Raw genomic sequence first — 26,254 nt, forward strand, 5'->3', positions numbered from 1 at the left:
ATTACATAAATAGAGGTAATTGTTCTTTTTTCTTTAGAAAAATGTTTTTTGTTAAAAAGCTATTTCAAGTAGCGTGACTTTCACAATTGTAACTGATGAATAGTGTAATAGGCTAACCAATATTAAACTAATCATATTACACTGCTATTAATTATTCATTACGAAACATACATACAACGATTACATTTCTTGCAAATAAATATATATTTGCTAGCAGTTTTGGAAATTTGAAATGGATGAAATAAGAAAAGCTTTAAAGTCATTTGAAATAGTTAAACTTTCTGACATCAATAATGTTCGGTTGATGAATAGGATTGACACGAAGTATTGCTTGAACAAGTCAATGTTGCCTGCAATTTTGAATGATATTGATGCGGATTATTTTGTTCTGGAAATTCAAAATGAGCTTCTGCATCCTTACCAGACGACCTATCTGGATACACCGGATGATAAAATGTATTTAGCACATCAAAATGGATGGTTAAATCGTCATAAGGTTCGGGTTAGGAAATATGAACTTTCAAATGATAAATTTCTGGAAGTCAAATTTAAAACGAACAAAGGACGATGCATTAAAAGTCGTATCGGATTTCAGAAAGACAAAATTGATTTCACGGATGAAGAAAAAAAATTTCTGAATCAGAAAATGCCATACCATCCGGCCGGGTTGGAACCAAAGATAAAAAATTGGTTTCGTCGGATTACGCTCGTCAATAAAGGGTTTACTGAACGTGTAACAATTGATATCCATCCTTCTTTTAAAAATGAAAAGGGGGAGATTTTATTGCGAAATTTGGTCATTGTTGAAATAAAGCAAAAAAGATCAGCGCAGACCTCGGAAATCAAAAAGGTGCTCAAAAAAAATAGAGTCAGGTTACAGCGTTTTAGTAAGTATTGCATTGGAAGAGCACTTTTGGAAGGTGGACTGAAGCAGAATCGGTTTAAATCTCGCATTATGAGATTGCAAAATGAATTTAATTAACGGATTACGAAAATGACTCTACTCAATATACTGGCGCAAGTTGATCAATCTATTGAAGCATATCGCTTGTTCGACATTAAGTTAATCAATGTGGAAGATTTTACAGAACTGATTGTGCGGCTTCTTTTAAATATGGCGGTTATCATCGTTATTGTCGCCGGGTTGTATGCAAAAAATAGTAAACGTCGGGATTTCTTTTTTAGTTTTATTGCTATTAGCATCGTCATCTTTTTACTGTGCTTTTTGCTCGAAAGTGTGAAAATGGAATTAGGCTTTGCCTTTGGGCTTTTTGCCATATTTGGAATTATTCGTTACCGGACAGATCCGATCCCCATAAAAGAAATGACATACTTATTTGTTATTATTGCCATTTCAGTAATTAATGCTCTTGCTAATAAGAAAATTAGCCATGCCGAATTAGTGCTCACCAATCTGATAATTATTGCTGGACTGTGGGGCTTAGAAAAGGTGCTTCATCTAAAACAAGAACTGTCTCAACTCGTTATTTATGAGAAGATTGAAAATCTACAGGCAGACAAAAAGGAGATTCTGTTAGCTGATTTAAAGGATCGCACTGGAATTGATGTAAAGCATTACGAAGTGAAAAAGATTGATTTTATGCGAGACATCTGCTACATCGATATTTTCTATGATGCACATCATGATTATAAAATTCGCGGTTAATGATGAAAAAGGAAATTAGTCTATTTGTTCTCTTGTTATTGTCTACAGCAACCTTTGCTCAGGAAAAGCCAGCCATGTGGTTTGAATTGGAGTTTAAGAAGGAAATCACCTCAAAATTGGATTTTGAGCTAGTACCAGAGTATCGCCTTTCTCCTGAACTTGAATGGGATGAATATTTTATTGAAGCTGGTATCCAATATGAACTGTTCAAATTTTTGAAAGTTGGTGGAGCATATCGGTTTTATCAGGAAAATAAGAAAAAGAATGATGAGACCGGGCATCGTTATATTTTTGACGTCAAGCCTGAATTAGAAATCGATCGTTTTGAATTGCAGTGGCGTATTCGATATATCAGTTATTTTAAATCAGAAGATGTTGACGAAGCAAAACCCTATCTGAGGTATCGTTTAAAAGTAAAATACAATATAAAAAAGTCTGATTTTGAACCGTATGCCCATGTGGAAACCTATCAGGATTTGAAGAAAGATGATTTTACTAAGATTCGATATACGGGGGGATTAAATTATGAAATTACGAATAGGCACAGTGTTAGCCTATTTTATCGTTATCAGGATTTTTGGGAAAAGGAAGAGGTATTGCATATTGTCGGATTCGGATATAGTCTGGACCTCTAATTCGGAAATCTTAATCTAAACTTAGTTGAAAGTATGAATTCGAACAACTTATTTCTGAAATTTGCACTGCTATTGTTCTTGAGTATCACTCAACTAATTGGAAATGCGCAGAGTAAAAAAGTAGTGATTTCTGAGTTTATGGCTATCAACGACAATATTCTGGCCGATGAAGATGGTGATTATTCAGATTGGATGGAATTATATAACCCGGGAGAAGAATCGGTTAATCTGAAAGGCTGGTACTTAACTGATAAAACTGATAACCTGACCAAATGGAAATTGCCAGAAGTTGTGCTTGGAGCAGATGAATATATAGTGGTGTTTGCATCCGAAAAAAAGCGAAATGATCCTTCTTCAACCCTGCATACTAATTTTAAATTGTCGGGTTCAGGCGAATTTTTAGCGTTAGTAGAATCGGACGGAACTACAATCTCTTATTCTTACAGTGATTCCTATCCTGCTCAACGAGCCGACGAGTCTTATGGTCTCTATCAGGAGCAGCTTATTTTTTTTAAAAGTCCAACACCGGGTAGCGAAAATGTATTGAGCGATCAGGTTTTGTCTCCGCATTTTAGTAAAGGCCGTGGCTTTTATGAGAGTTCATTCTCTGTTTCGCTAAGTACTGCTGATAATTCATTAAAGATCTATTATTCCACTGATGGTACTCGTCCTACGGTCGATTCAGGTACATTATATCAAGGCCCAGTGAATATCTCTAAAACAACTCCATTAAGTGCAGTGGCTATGAATAACGATGGAGTATATAGTGAGATAATTAGCCATACCTATATTTTCACAGATGGAGTTGTTGCGCAACCCAAAAATCCCGAAGGATTTCCTAGCTCATGGGGACCTCTAAAGTTTAAGTCGGAAAATGCTCCGGCTGACTATGAGATGGATCCGGAAATTTGCAACTCGCCTGAATATAAAGATCTTTTGAATGAGGCGTTGAAGGAGATTCCAACGTTAAGCATTGTTACAAATCGCGGCTTTTTATTTTCGCACGAAAAAGATCGGGAGAATGGGGGTATTTATATCTATACCGGTAATTCAGGAGCATTTGGAATGGGATTGGACTGGGAACGACCGGTTTCGGTTGAGTACTTCGATCCCAATAGTGATCAGGAATTTCAGGTTAATTGTGGCGTACGAATGCATGGAGGCAACAGCCGAATACCCGACAACAGTCCCAAGCATTCTTTACGATTATCGTTCAGAAGTACATATGGTCCGTCGAAGTTAAATTATAGGATATTCGACGAGGAAACAGCTGCGAACGAATTTAATAGTCTGGTGTTGCGCGCAGGCTATAATCACTCTTGGCTGACTAATGTAGCAACTGCAAGAAGAACAGCTCAGTACATGCGTGATTCTTTTGCAAAAAATACACAGTTGGCTATGGCGCGACCATCAGCACACGAACGGTTCGTTCATCTCTATTTAAACGGTTTGTACTGGGGTGTTTACAATGTTTCTGAAAAGCTGACCAATGATTTTATGGAATCCTACCTGGGAGGTAATGAAGATGATTATGATGTGATTAAGGATCATGGCGGAACGGTTGATGGCAATTTTAAGGCATGGGTAGAACTCTACAATCAAACCACTGCTGGATTAACCAGCAATGAAAATTACCAAAAGGTTCAGGGCAAGAATCCTGATGGAACGATCAATCCATCATATAACAAACTTTTAGATGTTGATAACCTAATCGACTATATGCTTTTCAATATGTACATTGGTAATATTGATTGGGATCATAATAACTGGATTGCTGCCCGGAATAGGATTACAAATGAAGCCGGCTTTCGTTTTTTTAGTTGGGATGCAGAAACCTCAATGATCAATGTAAATGAGAATATTACCGATGAAAATAATGAACAAAATCCGAGCTGGATTTACCATAATCTACAAGGTAATCCAGACTTCCGAATGCTTTTTGCCGATCACATTCAGAAACACTTTTTTAACGAAGGATCCTTGTCACCGGAGGCATGCGCAGATAGGTATCAAAAGCTGACTAAAGAGATTGATCTGGCTATAATTGCAGAAACAGCGCGATGGGGTGATTACAGGAGAGATATTCAACCATCGGACAACGATCGTGTTTTATATACAAAAAATGAATTTTGGGACGTGGAAAACCAGCGGTTAATGAATGACTATTTTCCATATCGATCGGATATTGTGGTGCAACAATTTAAAAAGATAGGTTTATTTCCTACGATTGATGCCCCAGAGTTTACCCATTATACTGACGAATATAGCGAACCCATTGATTTAGAGATTTTTGCAAGTTCGGGGAATGTCTATTATACCTCAGATGGCTCTGATCCGAGAGAAGGATATACCGGTAACGTTTCCCATAATGCTATTTCGTATCAGGGGGTATTAAGGATTGCCGGCAATCTGAAAATTAAAGCAAGAGCAAAATTTGGTGATGAATGGTCCGCTCTTACTGAAGCTAAATTTAACTTTGATGGCGTGACTGGAATACCTGAAATTCCAACAGCTGAAGTTGAGACCGGCTGCTATCCAAATCCATTTAAACAAACTGTTACTATTTTCTATACAATGCCCAACGACGCGCCTGTCGTTATTCGTATTTTAAGCATTGACGGACGTTTAGTCGATCAAATTTATTCCGGATATGACTCCCAAGGGAAACACGAGGTTGTTTGGACACCGACTAATTCTCTTAAAGGAGTGTTTATTTATCAAATTCAAATCGATAATTACAACTACGTCGGTAAAATTATTAGAAACTAATTTTATCGAGAATTTTAAAAGTAAAAAAAAACATGTACATTTATTTTGTAAACGTTTTCATGTTTAACACTTGCCTTCAGAACCAATTAAATAGTTGCGGAATGCTTATGAAGCTTTTCGGGAGATGTTAAAAGTTATTGTCCAAAGATTTAAGTTATCTTTGGCAAAATTAAATAAGACACTTGTTTCAATATGGGGAGCCTAAACGATGTTGCAAAAAAGGCTGGGGTTTCAATTGCTACTGTATCCCGGGTTATTAATAATGGATCGAATGTAAATGAAGTTACTCGAGCAAGAGTATTAAACGCAATTAAAGAGCTTAGGTATCAGCCCAGTCGTGTTGCTAAAAGACTCCGTTCAAAGAGTGTATCCAGCAACCTAATTGGAGTACTTATTCCGGATATCCAAAACCCCTTTTATGTTGATGTGCTTCGTGGTATCGAAGATGTTACCTATGAAAATAATTATGCACTGATCATGTGCAACTTTCAACAGGATGAAAAGAAAGAAAAGTTATACCTTGATATTTTGCAATCAGAATCGATTGATGGATTGATTGCAGCACCAGCTCATGAGAAAGATGCAAAGGTCATTAGTTTAGTGAAAGAAGGATTGCCAATTGTTTGTTTCGACCGCGGACTTCAGGGAGTTGATGTTGATGTGGTGTTGGTGAATAATCGCGAGGGAGCTTTTAAAGCGGTAGATTATTTGGCGAAGGCCGGATATAAGCGTATTGCTGCTATATCTGGTTTGGAGCACTTGCCTTCGAGCCAACTACGCGACAAAGGTTATCGTGAGGCGTTAGAAGAAAACGGACTTTCATTTGATCCAAAATTGATTAAGCATGGAGACTCGAAACACGAAAGTGCGGTACGTCTTTGCGACGAGTTATTAAGCTCCGAAAATCCTCCAGATGCTATATTTACAGGAAACAACCTGATTACTCTTGGTGCCTTGGAAACGATTCATAAAAGAAAATTGAAGATCCCTGAAGATATTGCGATTGTTGGTTTTGATGACATGTATTGGTCAATTTCATTAAATCCACCATTGACAGCAGTTTATCAGCCAGCCTATGAAATAGGGCGACGATGTGCTGAGTTGTTGATTCAACGCATCAAAGATCCTCAACGTCCTTCCATCCAAATGATTTTGAATACACAATTAATGATTCGAAGTTCTTGCTGATCTGGCAAGTTAAGGCATGATTTACGAGGAACGATATTGTTTTTCTTAAAGTTACACTAGCTTTTTTTTAGAAAAGTAATCGAACATTAATATTTGTTTTACTAAGTTAGCGGCTGGTTATATTCAAACCAATTGCCGATGATTCGAAAAGTTTATATCATTTTTGCAGTCTGTTTTTTGTCGCGTCTTATAGTCAGTTGTTGTAGTTGCAATTCCGGAACGATTGAATTCGATTTCAATCAAATTCAAATCACTAATTTGGATAATTCCGGATCGTATCCCACAAACCTTGATGGAACAACGATGAAAAGAGCGGCAGTGGCGTTCGAGCTCATTTTATCTTCGGAAGAATACTATTATGCAGGTTTAATTAAAAGGAGTAGCTGGGGCTTTTCTTCTGCGTCTGCTTTTCAATGCGATTGCGATCCGGCTTTTAAACCAAATCAGTATATCAAGAATGTCCATATTCTTACCAAATACGATCTTTCAGAGACTGCAAAAGGAAATACAATCGTAAATGATTTATTTCGAGCTAAAGAGAATTCCTGGGGAGGCTCAAAGGTTGATGATTATCAAACAATTGATGAATTTGTTTCAGAACTGCCTAAATATGAAGTGAGCTACGATCAGCAAATTCGATTTCATTTATTTTGCACCGAAGAAATCCAAAACGATTCGACTCAATTTGAGATTGAGGTTGTGTTTAACGATGGGATGATTTTAACGACTACCACTGATCTTATCTATTTGCAATGAGAATGCTTTTTATTATTCCCAGGTCTTGGTTATTTGTTTTGTTTGGTTGCTTTTTTTGTTCCAATTCGCATGCACAGGAAAAGCCAATCCGAAACATGGAAGTATCGTTTTCAATTGGTATAGCAGATTACAATGCCGATAGCTTATCGAACAAGAACCACATTGATTGGGCAAATTATATTGGAGATGAAAATTATGCCGAAGCTATTACCGTGAAGTGGGGAGCTCGTTTCGATTTGTACCAAAATTGGAAAGTAGATATGGCACTTACGATGCAAGATGATTTTCTGCCGCTTAATCTGAAGCTCTCGGTACAATATTTTCTACTGAAATGGTTGGGAGTACATGGTGGATTTAAAAATTTTCATACTGATGTGGATAATGGGAAACAGTATTTTAGAATAACGCAACCTGATTTGATCTACTACTTTTCTGACTATGAATACACGACTTTAAATAACGTTTCGTATTATGCGGGGCCGGTTTTTAATTTAGCTTTTGGGCCTGTGTTGTGGCGAACAACCATAAATGCAGGTTTTACCCGTCGCCCTGGTTTTGATGATCATTTTGAATATAAGTTGCGTGACAACAATAAGCAAGTGAGAGTAGATTTTTCGGCAGATCCGGGATTTGATTTTATGTGGGGGGCAAATTCTCTGTTGCAACTTGATTGCTGCTCCTTTGGAAAAACGAAACTTGGACTACAGGTTCGGACTGATTTTCATTTTAGCGATCTGAAAATTGATTATCGCCAACGAGAACTTGATTGGTTGGGGAATACCGCAGAACAGGAGGTTAAGGGAGATACTCGTGAGTTTAGTTGGGTAGAAGCAGATGTCGGGGTATTCCTTCGGTTTTGATTGGTTATTAAAAAAAACAGAGATGGCACCTTTTGAAAAAATGCCATCTCTCTCAATTATAGTAGGATGTTATAGTTCGTTAAATTCGTAAACTTCACCTTTTTGCGTTTCCTGTTCAATCATTTTATCGCCATATTTTAAGCGCAATGGTTTGCCGGCAGTCGATTTCACCTGAACTGTTTGAAGTTGTCCATCTTTCCAGGAGAAACTCAGTTCAAAACCGTTTCGGGTTCTTAACCCTGATATTTTTCCTTCAGACCAATCGCTGGGTAGTGCAGGCAATAACTGAATGTAACCCTGATGGCTTTGCATCAACATTTCAGCAATTCCTGCAGCTCCTCCAAAGTTGCCATCAATCTGAAAAGGAGGATGCGCATCAAACAGGTTGGGGTAGGAGCCTCCTGATGATTCCCGTTCGGGGTCAATGGCTGAGCTGAGTAGCATTTGAATCATTGTGTTTGCATGATCGCCATCTAAAAAGCGAGCCCAAAAGTTTATTTTCCAAGCCAAACTCCAACCGGTGCCGGCATCGCCCCGGTAAATCAACGACTGGCGTGCTGCTTTCATCAATTCAGGTGTTTCATCCCAGGTAAATTCACTTCCCGGGTGAACGCCCCACAAATGAGAAACATGTCGATGATGATTGGTTGTGTCATCAATATCTTCCATCCATTCCTGCAACTGTCCGTATTGTCCAACCTGATAGGGGGCAATATGGTCGAGCTTATCTTTTACAAGCTTGGCAAAATCATGATCAATGTCTAATATTTTTGAACTTTCAATGACAATTTTAAACAGCGAGCGGATAATTTCATGATCCATGGTTGGTCCGGCAACTAACCCACCATTTTCGGGTGAGTTTGAAGGGGTACTGATCAAAAAACCAGTTTTTGGGTCTTCAACTAAAAAATCGACAAAAAACTGTGCGGATCCTTTAATTCGCGGATAAGCTTCGTCTTTTAAAAATTCTTTGTCTTGCGAGTATAAATAGTGCTCCCACAAATGATGACAAAGCCAGGCCCCACCGGTAACCCAAATTCCATGGTTCGAGTTATTGATGGGAGCAGTTCCCCGCCATTGGTCTGTATTGTGGTGGTGCACCCAGCCATTGGCTCCATAATGGGCTTTAGCCGTTTTGCTTCCTTCCTCCGATACTTCATCAATTAGCTTGAATAAGGTGTTGTGGCATTCGGCAATGTTTAATGGTTCAACCGGCCAGAAATTCATTTCGCAATTGATGTTGGTCGTGTATTTACTGCCCCATGCTGGATAGATTTTATCATTCCAGATTCCTTGTAGGTTTGGAGGATTGGTGCCGTCGCGCCCCGAAGAAAGCATCAGATAGCGGGCATACTGCACATAGGTGGCTGCCAAGTCCTGGTCAGCTTCGTTTTTAATATTGAAAATGCGTTCGTCAGTTGGCTGTTGTCGTTTTTCCTTTCCGCCAAATTCAACGCTAAAACGATCGAAAAGAGGTTTGTAATCTGCTAAATGTGCTTCTTTAATTGTCTCGTATGTTTTTGATGTTGCACCCGCTAAATAGTCGTTACAGCGAGTTTTCGAATTGGCAGAGATGTCTTTATAGCTTTTATAGTTGGTTGCAGCAACTAGTTTTAGCGTAGCTTCGTTGGCATTATTAACCGTAATTCCATTATCGGTCGTGCTTACCTGTCCGCTTTCTGTCGAAATGCTTAACAAGGCTGTTCCTTTCATTTCGCCATCCTCTACTTTTAACGAGAAGCCAATGGTGTTGTCGTCTACTTTGAAGAATGAGTGAATCGGGTGCTCGGTTTCAAAAGTAGCTTTAAATGAAATTTTGCCTTTCTGATCAGCCGAAAGTTTAACCGCGATCAATTCGTCAGGATGACTGGCGAGGAATTCACGTTTGTAAGTAACTCCTTCTACTTCATAAGTAACATTTGCAAGAGCACTCTCAAGATCCAGATTCCGCCTAAAATTTGTAAACTGGTCATGTCCGTCAAATGCGATTTTGATATCTCCAAATGGTTGATAGTCGGCCTGATATTGTGGGTAGAATGGAGGATCTTCATCAATTACGTAGTATTTCCAATCGCCTTCAATAAAAATTGTATCGCCCTTTAGCTCTTTTGGCAGCAGGTGCATTTTTTTTGAGCCGGTTCGGACGGCATTAAAACCACCTGTTGAGACGTAGTTGTTGATTAAAACAGCAATAACATTTTTGCCTTTTTTGACCAGATTACCCGGAATCGTATAAGTACGGTTGGTATTACTTTCATCCATTGAGCCAATCTGCTGACCATTAAAATAGGTGAAATCCTGATCCTTGATTTTTCCAAGATTAATGAATAGCTTTTTCCCTTTCCAATTTTCCGGAACATCAATTGTCTTTCTGAAAAGTACTGAGCCGTTCATGTCGGGCAAGCCCTTTCGTTCCCAAACACTTTTGTAGTCAATCAGCATGGTTTCCCATTCCGAATCATCAAAAGTAGCTTGAAAAGCTGTTTGTACTTTCGGGAGGTTGAGCAGGCTATCCGCCCAAAGTTTCTTTTTCTCAGGGAAATCTTCTTCATAAGCTCGTTTTCCCATAAAAACATTGTTGGCGAGTTTTTCCGCTTCGTCTTGTTTTCCGTCGAATAGCAATTGGCGAATTTCACCCAGATACTTGTTGGCATCTTCCCGGTAGTAGGTTCTGGGCATGCAATCCCAAAGCGTTTCCTCGTTGAACTGGATGTGCTCTTCGGAAGGGATTCCATAAACCATTGCACCAAGACGTCCATTGCCAATAGGAAGAGCTTCCTCCCATATTTGCGCAGGCTTGTTATACCATAGCTCCAGTGTTTCTTCCTGTTCTTGTTGCCTACAGGCCGGAAAAATAAAAGCTCCACAGAGAATAAAAATAAGAGAATAATTGAATGTTACGTTTTTCATGGTTCTTGGGTTAATAAACGAATAAGCTTTTAACAATCGGATGAATTGCTAAAAGCTTATTTTTATTTGGTGTATGAGCTTTGATTTTGAAGCCTCATTTAATGGATACTATAAAATAAACAATCAAGAGGGCGCATCCCCGAACCGAATTGTTAGATTTTCTTATTTATCTAATTCAACTGCTGCTAAAATAAATGGACCAACTCCTTTGCAGTCGTTTTTAACAATGGTTTCGGTGGTGTAATACTCGTAACTTCCATCGCGATAGGGATTGCCGCCCAGCCCACAACTGCCGCAAATGTTTACCATGCTGGGCAGTCCGTCTTCATCCTCGATGATAAAAGTGTCAACCATATCGTCAAAAGCTTCGCTGGCAATATCGAAGTACTCTTTATCCAAATAACCTTTGTTGGCACCTTTTGCCATTGCATAAATATACATGGCAGTTCCCGAGCCTTCCAAATAATTTCCTTCGCGATTTCCTTGGTCGAGTACCTGATACCACACGCCGCTTTCCTCATCTCGAACCTGGAGCAGGGCATCGATTGTATTTTTCAATATCTCGATCAGGTCAGCCCGATCTGCATGATCTTCAGGTAGGTCGTCCAAAACATCAACAATGGCCATAACATACCATCCCATGGCGCGACTCCAAAAGTGAGGTGAAAGGCCCGTTTCCGGATCAGCCCATTTTTGCTCTTTACTTTCATCCCAGGCATGATAAAGCAATCCGGTTATTGGGTCGCGTGTTTTTTCATAGACCAGCTTAATTTCGTGCGTGGCAACATCATACCACTTAGGAGCATCAAATTCACGAGCATACATGCTTAAGAAGGGCATGCCCATGTAAACTCCGTCCAACCATATTTGTGACGGATAGCGCTTTTTATGCCAATAGCCACCACTCTCTGTTTTTGGATGGTTTTCCATTTGGGTGACAAATTGCCCCAATGCTTTCTTGTATTTTTCTTCGCCAGTCTTTTTGTAAAGAATGATCAGGTTTTTGGCCGGATTGATTAAGTCAATGTTGTATTTTTCCATGCTGTATCGTGGAACAGTCCCATCTTCTTCTACCATTTGGTCAATGTAGGCTTCCATGTAGTCAGAATACTTAGGGTCAACATCTCCAAGTTTGTTGATGGCCATTCCAAGCAAGGCTACGTCATACGACCAGCCCATTCGGGTACGACCATTGTAATAGCCTAAACTATCGTTTCTCTGCATAATGGCATCAGCCATTTTTAGGCTCCATTTTTCTTGAGTGACTTCTGTTTGTTGCTTATTTGTTTTTGAACTACAGCTGCTTAAAATAGCAACGATGGCAATAAAAATTAAATGTTTCATCTATTCTGTCTTTTAGCTTGATTATTCAGTTATATTTAGGTTCACGTCTGTTGATTTTACAACTTGATTCTTCACGTTAACCAGCTCGTTGTTTTTTAAGTATATAGCTTTTGTCTTTTCTCCATCTAATTGAAGAAAAATATCAGTCGGATATGTCTGGAAGCAATTATAAATAAATGAATTCTGAACGTCAGTCAATTTAATGACAGGGATTCCATTTTTAGGAGTTTCGGTTTTTACATTATCGATAATCAGATTTTTCGAATCTGTTGCCATTACCGATGGCCCATCCTTTGTGTCAACTTTTACATTATGAAATTCAATATTCTCCGCATCTTCAATTGAGAATCCTTTTTCTCCTTTTAGTTGAATGTCATTGAATGTTATGTCTTTAATTTTTAGCTCTTCAAGACCTAGTAAAAATCCAGCCTGGTAGGCTTCACCGGTGATGTTACTAAAATGAATGTTCCGGAATGAGGGTGTTCTTTCTGACACCGGTTCAGCCGCCGTTTTTGAGTAAAACATATTGAGTTTAATCGCTTCTTTGCGAATTCCTTTCATGATGATATTGCTTACCCTGATGTCTTCAACCACTCCGCCACGTCCGCGAGTCGATTTGATTCGGATGCCCCGGTCTGTACCTTCGAACACACAGTTGGAAATTGTTACTTTTTTTACTCCGCCTGACATTTCACTACCAATGACGACTGCTCCATGTCCATTGAGCATCGTACAGTTCGTAATGGTAATATTTTCACAGGGCGTATTCATTTTTCTCCCTGCCCGATCTTTGCCCGATTTTATGGTAATACAGTCATCACCCACTGAAATGTGACAGTCAGATATATGAACATTTCGGCATGATTCCGGATTGATGCCATCTGTATTCGGAGAATCCGGATTGTTGATGGTTACATTTGTTACGGTTACATTATCACAAAACTGTGGATTTACCGTCCAAAAAGGGGAGTTGGTAATGGTGATTCCTTCAATCAGCACATTTTTACAGTACATAGGCTGGATAAATGGAGGACGAAGAAAACCACGTTCGATCATTCCTGGTTCATCGGGGTACAATATTTCTTTATTTTGTTTGGCAAACTCTTGCTGCCACTCCGATTTGAAGTCTTTGGGTTGCGAATAAAGCCAGTGGTGATAGTCCCACCATTTTTTTCCTTGACCATCGATTTTACCTCGTCCGGTAATTGCAATATTTTCGGCTTCGAATGCGTAAAAAAGAGGTGAGAAATTAACGACATCGATACCTTCCCAACGAGATTGTACCATGGGTAAATAATCATTGAAATCGTCAGAAAATTTCAATATTGCACCCGCATCTAAATGGATCGTAATATTGCTTTTTAACACAATTGGACCGGTTAGATATTCGCCTGCCGGGAAATAGATTGTTCCTCCACCTGCTTTACTGGCAAGTTCAATTGTGTGTTCAATGATATCAGTTATTTTTTGTTTCCCTTGATTGGTCGCCCCATGATCAAGAATGTTGAAGCTGTTTTGAGCAATAGCTGAGAATCCTATGGCAAGGGTAAATAAGGTCAGTAATAGTTTGTGCTTTGCTTGATTTGCGATCATAGTTTGTCGATTCGTTTTATCAATATTAATTGGCCTGATTTTAGCAGCCTGAGAAGGAGATAGAAGGATTCATAAGACTTCGTTTTGTCGTTCAGACTGATTTTATTAGACAAATATAAATGTAAAAAATATAAAAACAATGAAAACGATTACACATTTATTGATGCTGTGTGTGTTGATTGTTACGAAGTCGTGGTTGGCTGTTGTTGGCGGAGTGATGTTAATATAATACCCAGAAGCTTATTTTTAGTTTAATTGAGTCAATATCTGGAATTTGATTAATGTACGTGTAGTCAGTGTTTTGTGTGTGACTATGTTTATTTTATTGAAGTGGAAATAAAAGCGCGTTGAGTAGTATTCTTCACATGCTATTTCTTAAAGGTTAAGAATCCAGATGGTGAACTCACAGGTAAAAGCTGACAATTTGTTCAGGATTGATTTAGTTACCACTAATTAATCGTTGAAATTTAGATGTGATGTTAACATCCAGTTTTTGAGATACATGTGTTGAGCTTGCTATGCTTGCCAATAGTTGGATTTGCATAAAATTAAAAAAAGGTATAAATTGCGCTGTAAACGTTTACATGGCGTGATTGCAAACTTTTTTAACTGTAGCTATTTCAGGGGTTTGGCGCTGTGGACGTTGCTTGCTTGTGATTTTTTAAAAAAAAGGTTAACAATTGAGTAGAGGCGTTAATCGTAGGTGTGCTTATTCATCTTCGAACATAAATTAAAATGAATAGAATTTTACTTCAACAACCGTCAAGCATTGTGTTTGGCGAAGATAGTCTTGTAAAATTTACGGAAGACTATTTAAATATGAAACATAAATCGTTATACCTGTTGACAATTAGTCCGGTATTACCTTTGCTGGGCGGTTTATTAAAGACGTTTGAAAAAGAAGGAATCCGGGTTGAAATTAATACCGGAATAGAAGGAGAACCTTCGTTTAGTGATTTTGAAAAGGTTCTATTAGAAGCTCGAAACTTCGGAGCCGATAGCGTGGTCGGAATTGGTGGTGGAAGTGTTTTGGATGTCGCAAAGTTTTTAGCAGCAATGCTGAAAAATGACCAAAATATATCAGACGTTATAGGAATAGGCTTGCTCAAGGAGCGAAGAACTTATTTGGCCTGTTTGCCAACCACCAGTGGCACTGGAAGCGAAGTTTCTCCAAATGCGATATTTCTTGATGAAAAAGATGGTGGCAAAAAGGGCGTAATCAGTCCGTTCCTTGTGCCCGATGGCGCATATATAGATCCAGCCTTAACAGTTGGAGTTCCGGCAGCAGTTACTGCAGCAACTGGTATCGATGCTTTGACACACTGTTTAGAGGCATACGTTAATCGGTTTGCTCATCCCATGGTTGATTTGTGGGCGTTGGAAGGAATCCGGTTAATCAGTCAAAATTTAGAGAAAGCCTGTAAAGACGGTAACGATATAGACGCTCGCACGGCAGTTGCTTTAGGAAGTGTATATGGCGGAATGTGCCTGGGGCCGGTTAATACGGCTGCAGTGCATGCGTTGGCGTATCCGTTGGGAAGTATTTACGAAGTTCCACACGGATTGTCGAATGCCCTGCTGTTGCCTTATGTGATGGAGTACAACATGCCTGAGGGTAACGAACGTTTGGCCGGAGTCGCAAAAGCGTTAGGTGTTACTCAATCCGGAGCTGATTCGGAGCTGGCCTTGGCCGGAGTATTAAAGATTAAAGAATTGATTGCTGCCTGCGGTTTGCCAAGTCGTTTGTCTGAAATCGACATCAAAAAGGAAGACATTGAAAAGATGGCAGATGCAGCTATTTTGGTTCAACGCCTTTTGAATAATAACGTAAAGAAATTAACAAAAGAGGACATTGTTTCGATCTACAAAAAAGCATACTAACGAATGAAACCCGAAAAAGAATACCATGGAGTAATTGTGCCAATGATTACTCCATTTAAAGAAGATAATACGATTGACGGAGAATCGGTTGAGCGCATTGTTGGGCTACTCAAGAATGCTGGCGTGTATCCATTTATTTTAGGAACTACCGGAGAGGCTCCGTCTATTTCGGATGAGCAGAAAGACCGAATGGTTGCTGAGACTGTAAGATATGCCGGAGCAGACTGCCCGGTGTATGCGGGTATTTCCTCCAACTGCTTTGAAGAGTCGGTAACAATGGCTCGGAAATATTATGAAATGGGAGTCCATGTCGTTGTTGCAACACTTCCGGCCTACTACCCGATGAACAACGAGCAAATGCTAAAATATTTCAACGACTTGGCTGATCAGGTGCCCTGCCCGTTGATTATTTATAATATGCCGGCTACAGTTAAACAATCAATTCCTCTTGAAGTGCTGGATCAATTAAGTCATCATTCAAATATTGTTGGAACCAAGGATTCGGAGCGAGATATGGATCGTTTAGATCGTTCTATCGAATTGTGGAAAGATCGGCCTGATTTTGTGCACCTTTTAGGCTGGGCTGCTCAATCGGCTTGCGCTTTAAAAAAAGGATCCGATGGCATTGTACCAAGCACCGGCAATTTTGTGCCGGAACTTTATCAAGATCTATACCTGTCGAATTTGGAGGGCAAGTTTGAACGAGCAGACGAACTGCAACGGCAGACAAACGATTTATCATTGCTTTATCAAAAAGACCGGATTCTAAGCCAATCTATTCCAGCGTTAAAGTCAATTCTGGCTGTAATGGGAATTTGCGGAACTAAGGTTTTGCCACCAATGTATCGTTTACACGATGAAGCAGTATTTCAGAATAATATAAAAGAAGAATTACAAAAATTAGAAATTATTCAGCTCAATGAGTAACTCAAATAATTTACCCATTTTGGCAATTACAATGGGCGACCCCGCAGGGGTAGGTCCTGAGATTGCCGTTAAAACCTTTGCGAATCCGCAAACCTATGAAATTTGCAAGCCTTTGTTGGTTGGAAATACCAGTATTTTGACGAAGGCGATCAACCTACTACAATTCGAACTTCAGATTAATAGCGTTGACGATGTTGACCAAGCTCGCTTTCAGCATGGAACGATCGATATTTTTAATTTGGACGTTGAAGATCCTGATGCAATAAAATTTGGAGTTGTTTCTGCCGTGGCGGGTGATCTGGCTTTTCGCACTGTTAAGCAGGCCATTGACCTGGCACTTGCCAAAAAGGTTGATGGCACGGTTACCGGACCAATCCACAAAGGAGCGATCCACGCGGCAGGGCACCACTTTTCGGGACACACCGAAATTTACGCACACTACACAAACACTTCTAAATACGCCATGTTGCTGGCCGAAGAAGACCTTCGGGTGATTCATGTAAGCACCCACGTTTCGTTGCGTCAGGCCTGCGATAATGTTAAAAAAGACCGCGTTGTTGAGGTGATTCACTTGCTAAATGACAGCCTGAAAAAGCTCGGAATTGAAAATCCGAAGATTGGAGTAGCAGGATTAAATCCTCATTCGAGCGACGACGGATTATTTGGATACGAAGAAAAGGAAGAGATTGAACCAGCCTTGAAAGAAGTTCAAGCCGAAGGAATTGATGCCGAAGGACCTGTCCCGCCGGATACTCTTTTTGCTTTGGCTACGGGAGGTAAATTCGATGGTTGTGTGGCTATGTATCATGATCAGGGACACATTCCCTTTAAAGTTGTTGGCTTTAATTGGGATAAGGAAAAAAAGGTCATGAAAAGTGTGAAAGGAGTGAATATCACTTTGGGACTTCCGATCATCCGTACATCGGTAGATCATGGAACTGCGTTTGAAATCGCCGGAAAAGGAGTAGCCAGTCCGGATGCACTTTTATTAGCCATACAATATGCCACAAGACTACATCAGTCGAACTAATAAATATAAAGATGATAGCTGTTATAGCAGATGATTTTACAGGAGCCGCAGAGATTGGGGGAATTGGGTTAAGGCACGGATTGAGGGTAATGATTGAAACGAGTGTGGAGAAGGTTGACGATATTGATTTATTAATCATCGCTACAAACACCAGATCATTAAACGAGGAAGAAGCATCCAAAGAGATTGATAAAATTGTAAAGAAGCTGTTGATACTTGAACCGACTTTCATTTTTAAGAAATTGGATTCAGTACTTCGGGGGAATGTTAATGCAGAACTACATGCTCAAATGAAAGCATCTGGCAAGAATCTTGCGGTTGTTGTTGCAGGAAACCCTTATTTTAAACGAATTATTAAAAACGGAATTTACTATATCGAAGATATTCCTTTGGCCGAAACCTCGTTCGGAAATGATCCGGAGTATTCAATCAATTCATCATCAGTTGTTGACTTGTTGAGCAGCAGTTATTTAGTTGCGAAGTCGGCAAGGCCAACAGACGAATTACCGAAAAGCGGGTTAATAATTGGCGACATAACGAATGATGTTGAAATGAAGAAATGGAGTCATCGTCTTGACAATAATATGGTGGTTGCAGGAGGAGCAGGCTTTTTTGATTCGCTCTTGTGTGGTATTTTTGGCGTTGAAGAAACCAACCACACAGGTAGGGATTATACGTTTGGGAGACGGTCACTTTTTGTGTTCGGAAGTGCTTACCCAAAACCCCCGGATATGGATGGGCTTACACTAAATAATAATATCTCGGTTTTTAATATGCCTGATGAAATTTTCAATAATGCCAATTACGATTCCAAATGTATGCAGACCTGGATTGCAAACGTTGTTGATGCGTTGAAAAAAGATAAAAGTGTTTTCGTATCCATAAAGCACAAGTTTTGTGATGAGGAAGGACTATCAGTTCGTCTCACAAAAATGATTGGCGAATTTGTCGCAGGAGTTATCAAATCAGTTGAGCTGAACGATCTTTTTATCGAAGGCGGAGCAACTGCCTCAGCGGTGTTCAATTATTTAGAAATTAAGAGGCTGTTGCCTTTTGGGGAGTTGGAGCCCGGAATTATCCAAATGAATCCTGTTAAATATCCAAATCTAAAAGTAACTACCAAGCCGGGAAGTTATAAATGGCCAAAAAATAAAATTCACTTTATAAAAAACTAACAACTAATCAATGCAACCTACTACTTCTATTCACCTAATCGACTACATCATCATTGTACTAACTCTTGTTGTTTCAGTTGGAGTTGGAGTTCGTTTTGCGAGACAGCAAAAAAGCACTGGCAAGTATTTTACGGGGGGAGGAACACTGCCTTCATGGGCCATTGGGATGTCAATCCTCGCCACTTTAATCAGTAGTATCACCTTCTTAGCCTATCCGGGGGAAGGATACGGTTCAAACTGGATCAGACTGGTGCAAGGATTAATGGTGCCCATTGTATTAGTTTTCGCCATCGGCTTTATAGTGCCTTTATTCCGGCATGTAATACGCTTGAGTGCCTACGAGTATTTCGAACGACGCTTTGGCTTTTTTGCACGGCTTTACAGCTCCCTGGGGTTTATCTTGACACACTTTGCAAAAATGGGAACTGTTTTTTATATCATTTCACTTGCATTAGGAAAGATGATTGGGATGGATACAGTTACGATTATTTGGATAATCGGAATTGCAGTGATTATATTGACCATGCTTGGGGGAATTGAAGCAGTTATCTGGTTGGATGTGATCCAGGGATTTATGCTAATTTTTGGAGGAATTGTGACGCTGATTATTTTGCTGTTCAGTACCGACGGAGGGCCGTCTGAAATTTGGTCGGTAGCGATGGAAAACGGAAGAATTGGTTTTGGCCCGTTTGACTGGGATTTTGTCAACCTTACATTTTGGGTGATGGCACTAAACGGTATTTTTTATGCCATTCAGAAATATGGAACTGATCAAACGATCGTGCAACGGTATTTAACTGCAAAGTCAGACAAGGAAGCGATCAAGGCATCATTAATCGGTGTTTTGCTCAGTGTGCCGGTTTGGGCGTTATTCATGTTTATCGGAACGGCTCTGTTTTCTTATTATCAAATATCGCAAGATGTTTTGCCGGAGGGAATTAAAAATGATGCGGTCTTTCCAATTTTCATTGTATCTAAGTTACCGGTTGGTGTAGTCGGTTTAATTATATCGGCATTAATTGCAGCGGCAGTTTCCAGCTTAGACTCAGATTTAAATTGCTTATCTGCAATTGTTTTAGAGGATTACTACCTTCGGTTTCGTCCAAAGAGTTCTGAAAAAGAACAGGTATTGTTGAGTAAAATCTTTATTGTTCTTGCAGGTCTTGGTGCGATTGGAGTAGCCTTGTTTTACGTTCATGTGGGCGGCAAAGGAGTGTTGGGGATAATTTTCACTTTGTATGCGATATTCTCAGGAGGAATTGCCGGAATGTTTCTACTTGGAATTTTTTCAAAGATACCCAACAAGCAAGGGCTTTATTTTGGAATTGGAGCCAGTGTATTATTTACGGCCTACGCTTTGTTAACATCTACGCCAATTGGAGCTGCAAGTGGGAAAGAGTCTTTGTTAATTGACTTGGGCGCTTTTAATTTCACCCAACACAAATACATGATTGGGGTCTATAGTCATGTGGTATTGTTTGTGGTTGCTTTTATTGCAAGTTTCTTCTTTAAGTCGAAAGAAATTGATGACCGCTTAACATACAAAGGGTGGTTGAAGTACAAACGAACAAATGCGGCTTAGGCTTGCGGCATTGGTTTTGTATTGAATCTGATCACAACGAATTTAGGTGATCACCTTTGATTTTAAATTCTAACTCAACATGAAGATGTATATCAAATCAGAAAAGGCAATTTCATTAAGTGTGATAATATTAATGGTCTTGAGTAGTATTCCGTTTTATGGATTCGCTCAAGAGCCAGATTTAAAGCCTGTATCGGTTTCTAAAGATGGTCGTTTGTTATACGGAAAAGACGAAGACGGCAATCGGGTTCCCGATTTTAGCTATGCTGGATATAAAGCCTCAGAATCAGAAATTCCTTTCGTCGAGCCGAAAGTTGTTGTTGCTCCGGTTGAAGGAGACGCAACGCACACCATCCAAAAAGCATTGAATTATGTCGCTTCTTTGCCTTTAAATGAGAATGGCTTTCGAGGAGCAGTTTTGCTACAGAAAGGTACTTTTAAAGTCAATGGCCGACTGGTGATTAGCGCTTCAGGTGTTGTGCTGCGTGGAAGTGGTTTTGGCGAAAATGGAACCACATTAATAGCTGAGGGAAAAGACCGGCAAACCTTTATTCGGGTTCTGGGGAAAAATGATCAGCTTTTTACCGATACAACGCGTATTTCTAATTCATACGTGCCTGTAAATGCGATGAAGTTTGTGGTTGAAAATACTGCTGCTTACAAAGTTGGCGATCCCGTTATTGTTCATCGTCTATCGACTCAAAAGTGGATTAAAAGACTAAGTATGGTTGAATTTGGTGGAGAAGAAACGGGGTGGATTGGCTGGAAGCCCGGTAATCGAGATATCTATTGGGATCGCACGATTACCGCAATCGAAGGAGATACCATTTTCATCGATGCTCCGCTAACAACTGCACTGGATACTATCTGGGGAGCTAGCGAAATCATAAAATATAGTTGGAAAGGACGAATCAACAACATTGGGATTGAAAGTCTGAATTTAAAGTCGGTTTTTGATGAAACGAATTTGAAAGATGAAAACCATTGTTGGTCAGCTATAACTATTGAGAATGCTGAAAATGTATGGGCACGTCAACTAACTTTTAAGCATTTTGCCGGGTCGGCAGTTGCTGTTTATGAAACCGCTAAAAAAGTAACGGTTCAGGATTGTGTTTCAACGGATCCGGTTTCTGAAATCGGCGGTCAGCGGCGATATACCTTTTTCACGATGGGGCAACAAACCTTGTTTCAACGCTTGTATGCCGAATATGGTTATCATGATTTTGCCCTTGGTTTTTGTGCTGCCGGACCAAACGTTTTTGTGCAATGTGAGTCGCATTTACCCTACGAATATAGCGGGACAATCGACAGTTGGGCATCCGGTGTTTTATTCGATATTGTGAATGTTGATGGACACGCCATTTCCTTTAAAAATCAAATGCTCAACCGCCAGGGAGCTGGCTGGACTGCTGCCAATTCCATGCTTTGGCAATGCTCTGCTGCGCTGATTGAAAACTATGCGCCCCCCACGGCTATGAACTGGAGTTACGGTGCCTGGAGTCAATTTTCAGGCAATGGATATTGGGCTGAAGAAAATAACCATGTCACACCCCGAAGTTTGTTTTATGCACAGCTAGCTGATCGACTGGATAAGAAAACCGAGGAGTTTGCTGATCAGGTAATGCCCTTCAACGATAACTCAACAAGTAGCCCTACTGCCGAACAAGCTCAGGAATTAACGGAACAAGCTTACTCTCCGGCGCTACGTTTGGAAGATTGGATTATGCAAGCGGACGACCGCGATCCAATCCCACAGGAGGCAGCAACTGCCATAAAAGCAAGTGAATTAAAAGACAAGAAGAAAATTACAACGGAAGTTCTTCATCCAATTACTGTTGAAAACGGGAAATTGGTTAAAGATGATTTGGTTTTAACCGGCATGCGTTTTACCGTGCCTTGGTGGAGGGGAGTGGCTCGGCCTTATGCTACGAAGAAGGCAAATCCTGCTGTTACTCGTTATGTCCCGGGCCGAAATGGTCACGGATATACCGATAACCTGAATGAGGTGATTGACTGGATGGATGAATACAACATGGCTGGTCTCGAACACAACTATGGTTTGTGGTACGATCGTCGTCGAGACGATCATGAGCGAGTTCGGAGGATGGATGCCGAGGTATGGGCTCCATTTTACCAGCAGCCTTTTGCCCGAAGCGGACAAGGAACCGCCTGGGACGGATTGAGTAAATACGACTTAACCAAATATGATGATTGGTACTGGAATCGACTAGCTGATTTTGCCGACTTGGCTGACAAAAACGGCAAGCTGTTGGTGCATCACAACTATTTTCAGCATAACATTTTAGAAGCCGGAGCTCACTGGGCTGACAGTCCGTGGCGACCTGCCAACAATATTAATAACACCGGTTTTCCAGAGCCGGTGCCTTATGCCGGAGATAAACGCATTTATATGGCCAAACAGTTTTATGATGAAAGCCATCCGGTACGCCGAAAATTGCATCAGGCCTATATTCGTCAGTGCTTGAACAATTTTGCTGATAATTCAAACGTCCTTCAGCTGATTAGTGCCGAGTATACAGGCCCGCTTCATTTTACCAAGTTCTGGTTAGAAACGATTGGCAATTGGCAAAAGGAAACCGGGAAAGATAAATTGATAGGATTGAGTACCACCAAGGATGTACAGGATTCTATTTTGGCGAATAAGAAATATGCAGACCTGATTGATGTAATTGACATTCGCTATTGGAGCTATCGCGAAGATGGAACGTTATATGCGCCACTGAGCGCTCAGCAGTTGGCACCACGCCAGCATGCACGACAGGTAAACCCCGGTAAACGCTCCTTCAGCTCTGTTTATCGTTCGGTGTTTGAGTATACGTCTCAATACCCTGAGAAGGCCGTTGTTTTTTCTGAAGGCCGATACAATGTATATGGTTGGGCTGCTTTTATGGCCGGAGGTTCGCTTGTCGTTCTCCCCGAAAATTTGCCAGCCGAGTTTTTATCCGATGCCATTTCGATGCGGCCCGTTAAGCCGGATGGCAACCCTGAAGAAGAGTGCAGCTTGGAAAGTGACAATGCACTTATCATTTATTCGCAGAACAAATCAGAACTTTCGGTTGACCTGACTGGAAGGAAAGGACGATATGTCGTTAAGTTTATTCAACCTCCGGATGGGACTTTACTCAATAAAGAGACTATAATAAAGGGAGGCGAAAAACAAGCGATTAAACTGCCTCAAAAATCATCACTCATAACTTGGATTAAAAAACAACAATAAACCTTATAAAATATGTTACGAAATTTATTGATCATTACGATAGCTGTATTTTTTGCTGTTGGTTGTACTTCAACCTCAAAGGAAGAAAAGAAAGAAGATACGGGTTTACCGCTTTTAAAAGTGTCTGAAAACGGACATTATTTTGTTGAAGAAAATGGCGATCCGTTTTTTTGGTTAGGCGATACCGGTTGGCTGCTATTTTCAAAGCTTAATCAGGAAGATGCGGTGAAATATTTGGAAACCCGCAAAGAGCAAGGATACAATGTTATTCAGGTAATGGTATTGCACAGCGTTGGAGCCGTCAATATTTATGGCGATTCAGCCTTAGTAAATGCCAATGTTGCAAAACCGGTGGTTACCGAAGGAAATGCATTCGACGACTCGCTGCAATACGATTATTGGGATCATATTGATTATGTGATTGATCAGGCTGCCGAAAAAGGATTGTACATGGCCTTGGTTCCGGTATGGGGCGGTAATGTAAAAAGTGGTTATGTATCAAGAGAAGAAGCCACTGTTTATGGCCAGTGGATAGCCGATCGCTACAAAGACCGCAAAAATATAATTTGGCTGAATGGTGGCGACACCATGGGGAATGATTCGACGGCTACCTGGAATAACCTGGGGAATGCGATTAATGATACTGACCCGAATCACCTGATTACATTTCATCCACGCGGACGGATGCAGTCATCTGATTGGTTTGCTAACGAAGCTTGGTTGGATTTTAACATGGTCCAGTCCGGACACCGAAATTACGAGCAGGATGATACGGAGCGCTCGTATGGTGAAGACAATTGGCGTTACATGCAAACCGATTGGGATATGACTCCGGCTAAACCAACCATTGATGGCGAGCCTTCTTATGAAGGAATTCCTCAGGGCTTACACGATACACTGCAACCATTTTGGAATGATGATGATGTTCGTCGTTATGCATACTGGTCAGTATTTTCCGGAGCCTTCGGCTATACTTATGGACACAGTGCTGTGATGCAGTTTTATAAGCCGACTGACAACGAACCGGCATACGGAGCCAAAGAATATTGGACCGAAGCAATTCACGCTCCGGGAGCCAAACAGATGGTTCACCTGAAAGATTTGGTGCTATCGCGTTCTTATTTGGATAGAGTGCCCGACCAAAGTTTGATTGCCGGTGAAAATGGTGAGCGGTATGACTACTTAATCGCTACTCGTGGTTCAAACTATGCCTTTATCTACACGTATACCGGAAGAAATATCCCTGTTGATATGGAGCAGTTTAAAGCTGAAAAAGTAAAGGCAAGCTGGTTTGATCCCCGAAATGGAGAAACTACAGCCGTCGGTGAGTTTGAGACCCAGGGTGTTCAGGAATTTGATGCCCCGGGTGAAAAAGAGAACGGTAACGACTGGGTGTTGATTCTTGACGAAGTATAGCATTCATATTGGCTTCTGAATTTTTGGAATTGGAAAACTTCAATTTAATTGATTTGAAATGATAAAACTGAATAAAATATTACTCGTGTCCGCCTTGTTATTAAGTGGAGTGGGAGTAGCTTCAGCTCAGGAAATCCCTCATTTTACAGGAACCGAGCTCAACAATCCTGACTATCATCATGGGCAACTGAGCCCGGCAATGGGCGTACATAACATTCAGGTGATGCGCGCCAATCGCGAACTTCCCGAAACTGCCGATAATTTTGGATGGACCTACAACCATGCGCCTATGTTGGCCTACTGGAACAATATGTTCTTTTTAGAATATTTAAGCGATCCGGTTGGTGAGCACGTTCCACCGGGACAAACCTTTTTGGTGACTTCAAATGATGGTTACGAATGGTCGAAGCCTGAGGTTGTTTTTCCTCCGTATTCCATTCCAGACGGAACACAAAAGGAGGGAAGTGATCAAGTGGCAAAAGATTTGCTGTCGGTGAATCATCAACGAATGGGATTTTATGTTTCTTCTGATGATCGTTTATTTGCCATAGCCTACATTGCTATTTCTATTGATGCGCACGACAGCCCGAACGATGGAAAAGGAATTGGAAGAGTTGTACGCGAAATTCATAAAGATGGTTCCTTCGGCCCGATCTATTTCATTCGTTATAATGAAGGGTGGAGCAAAAAGAATACGGACTATCCGTTTTATACGAAGAGCAAGGATAAAGGGCTTGTTAAAGCCTGTGAAGAAATGCTATCCAATCCTCTTGTTCAACAACAGTGGAACGAAGAAGCGGATCGGGATGATCCGTTAATTCCCATACAAAAGCAGTATAAAGCTTTCTCGTACTATCACTTGCCGAATGGGAATGTGGTTGGCTTGTGGAAGCATGCCCTCACCGCGGTGAGTGAAGATGAAGGGAAAACCTGGACAACGCCTACTCGTGCCCCTGGGTTTGTCAACAGCAATGCTAAGATTTGGGGACAAAAAACGTCGGACGGACGTTATGCAACGGTTTATAACCCGTCCGATTTTCGCTGGCCTTTAGCTATTTCCGTGAGTGAGAATGGTCTCAATTATGAAAATTTACTTTTGGTGAATGGTGAAATTACAACCATGCGCTATGGTGGTAACTATAAATCTTATGGTCCGCAATATGTTCGCGGTATTCAGGAAGGTAACAGGGCAAACGCATCTAAAAAATAAGGTATTTAACAGACTAATAATCAGTCACATACGTTGTTTTTCTGGATAAAAAGTTGTATATTTATCTGATAATC

General features: G+C 40.5%; 18 protein-coding genes. 15 read left to right on the forward strand and 3 right to left on the reverse strand.

Annotation, left to right across the window (positions count from 1 at the left end; all coding sequences use genetic code 11):
- Window positions 1-304: 304 nt before the first annotated feature.
- The 7 genes from ACTB00_RS02160 (at window position 305) to ACTB00_RS02190 (ending at window position 7,874) form a co-directional block, all read left to right on the forward strand.
- Window positions 305-982, forward strand: coding sequence for a polyphosphate polymerase domain-containing protein (locus tag ACTB00_RS02160; protein WP_463298309.1), 678 nt, complete (start codon window positions 305-307; stop codon window positions 980-982).
- Window positions 983-994: 12 nt separating this feature from the next.
- Entirely contained in the window at window positions 995-1,666 is a 672-nt protein-coding gene (locus ACTB00_RS02165) for a DUF4956 domain-containing protein (RefSeq protein WP_463298310.1), read from the forward strand.
- Window positions 1,666-2,301 carry a DUF2490 domain-containing protein gene (locus ACTB00_RS02170; RefSeq protein ID WP_463298311.1) on the forward strand — a complete coding sequence of 212 codons (636 nt, stop codon included), beginning with the start codon at window positions 1,666-1,668 and terminating at the stop codon, window positions 2,299-2,301. The genes ACTB00_RS02165 and ACTB00_RS02170 overlap by 1 nt, the downstream gene beginning before the upstream one ends.
- A 33-nt stretch (window positions 2,302-2,334) precedes the next feature.
- Window positions 2,335-5,070, forward strand: a complete 2,736-nt coding sequence (locus ACTB00_RS02175; protein ID WP_463298312.1) for a CotH kinase family protein — start codon at window positions 2,335-2,337, stop codon at window positions 5,068-5,070.
- A 192-nt stretch (window positions 5,071-5,262) separates the two neighbouring features.
- Window positions 5,263-6,258, forward strand: coding sequence for a LacI family DNA-binding transcriptional regulator (locus ACTB00_RS02180; RefSeq protein ID WP_463298313.1), 996 nt, complete (start codon window positions 5,263-5,265; stop codon window positions 6,256-6,258).
- A 138-nt stretch (window positions 6,259-6,396) separates the two neighbouring features.
- Window positions 6,397-7,014 (forward strand): hypothetical protein, encoded by a 618-nt coding sequence (locus tag ACTB00_RS02185; RefSeq protein WP_463298314.1) that lies wholly within the window; start codon window positions 6,397-6,399, stop codon window positions 7,012-7,014.
- A gap of 95 nt (window positions 7,015-7,109) precedes the next feature.
- Window positions 7,110-7,874 (forward strand): hypothetical protein, encoded by a 765-nt coding sequence (locus ACTB00_RS02190; protein ID WP_463298315.1) that lies wholly within the window; start codon window positions 7,110-7,112, stop codon window positions 7,872-7,874.
- A gap of 69 nt (window positions 7,875-7,943) precedes the next feature.
- On the opposite strand, the gene ACTB00_RS02195 is transcribed toward ACTB00_RS02190, so the two are convergent.
- The 3 genes from ACTB00_RS02195 to ACTB00_RS02205 all read right to left on the reverse strand — a co-directional run bounded on the left by ACTB00_RS02195 (window position 7,944) and on the right by ACTB00_RS02205 (window position 13,721).
- Window positions 7,944-10,784 carry a glycoside hydrolase family 95 protein gene (locus ACTB00_RS02195; RefSeq protein ID WP_463298316.1) on the reverse strand — a complete coding sequence of 947 codons (2,841 nt, stop codon included), beginning with the start codon at window positions 10,782-10,784 and terminating at the stop codon, window positions 7,944-7,946.
- Between the two features lie 162 nt (window positions 10,785-10,946).
- Window positions 10,947-12,128: a glycoside hydrolase family 88/105 protein gene (locus ACTB00_RS02200; protein ID WP_463298317.1), complete on the reverse strand. Its 1,182-nt coding sequence runs from the start codon at window positions 12,126-12,128 to the stop codon at window positions 10,947-10,949.
- Window positions 12,129-12,149: 21 nt separating this feature from the next.
- The gene (locus ACTB00_RS02205) at window positions 12,150-13,721 is read right to left on the reverse strand and encodes a glycoside hydrolase family 28 protein (RefSeq protein WP_463298318.1); all 1,572 of its coding nucleotides are present in this window, start codon (window positions 13,719-13,721) and stop codon (window positions 12,150-12,152) included.
- Between the two features lie 735 nt (window positions 13,722-14,456).
- Between ACTB00_RS02205 and ACTB00_RS02210 the strand changes: the two genes are divergently transcribed.
- The 8 genes from ACTB00_RS02210 (at window position 14,457) to ACTB00_RS02245 (ending at window position 26,180) form a co-directional block, all read left to right on the forward strand.
- Complete coding sequence (locus ACTB00_RS02210; protein ID WP_463298319.1) at window positions 14,457-15,602, forward strand: iron-containing alcohol dehydrogenase; 1,146 nt, start codon at window positions 14,457-14,459, stop codon at window positions 15,600-15,602.
- 3 nt (window positions 15,603-15,605) lie between these two features.
- Window positions 15,606-16,529, forward strand: coding sequence for a dihydrodipicolinate synthase family protein (locus tag ACTB00_RS02215; RefSeq protein WP_463298320.1), 924 nt, complete (start codon window positions 15,606-15,608; stop codon window positions 16,527-16,529).
- Complete coding sequence (gene pdxA / locus ACTB00_RS02220) at window positions 16,522-17,559, forward strand: 4-hydroxythreonine-4-phosphate dehydrogenase PdxA (RefSeq protein WP_463298321.1); 1,038 nt, start codon at window positions 16,522-16,524, stop codon at window positions 17,557-17,559. Before ACTB00_RS02215 ends, pdxA begins: the two co-directional genes overlap by 8 nt.
- Before the next feature lie 11 nt (window positions 17,560-17,570).
- The gene (locus tag ACTB00_RS02225; RefSeq protein WP_463298322.1) at window positions 17,571-18,734 is read left to right on the forward strand and encodes a four-carbon acid sugar kinase family protein; all 1,164 of its coding nucleotides are present in this window, start codon (window positions 17,571-17,573) and stop codon (window positions 18,732-18,734) included.
- Between the two features lie 10 nt (window positions 18,735-18,744).
- Complete coding sequence (locus ACTB00_RS02230) at window positions 18,745-20,316, forward strand: sodium:solute symporter family protein (protein WP_463298323.1); 1,572 nt, start codon at window positions 18,745-18,747, stop codon at window positions 20,314-20,316.
- A gap of 79 nt (window positions 20,317-20,395) precedes the next feature.
- Window positions 20,396-23,554: a DUF6298 domain-containing protein gene (locus ACTB00_RS02235; protein WP_463298324.1), complete on the forward strand. Its 3,159-nt coding sequence runs from the start codon at window positions 20,396-20,398 to the stop codon at window positions 23,552-23,554.
- Window positions 23,555-23,566: 12 nt separating this feature from the next.
- Window positions 23,567-24,970 (forward strand): glycoside hydrolase family 140 protein, encoded by a 1,404-nt coding sequence (locus ACTB00_RS02240; RefSeq protein ID WP_463298325.1) that lies wholly within the window; start codon window positions 23,567-23,569, stop codon window positions 24,968-24,970.
- Window positions 24,971-25,028: 58 nt separating this feature from the next.
- A complete protein-coding gene (locus tag ACTB00_RS02245; protein ID WP_463298326.1) occupies window positions 25,029-26,180 on the forward strand; it encodes an exo-alpha-sialidase in 1,152 nt (383 codons plus the stop codon).
- Window positions 26,181-26,254: the final 74 nt, after the last annotated feature.

The sequence above is a fragment of the Sunxiuqinia sp. genome, assembly GCF_055140945.1.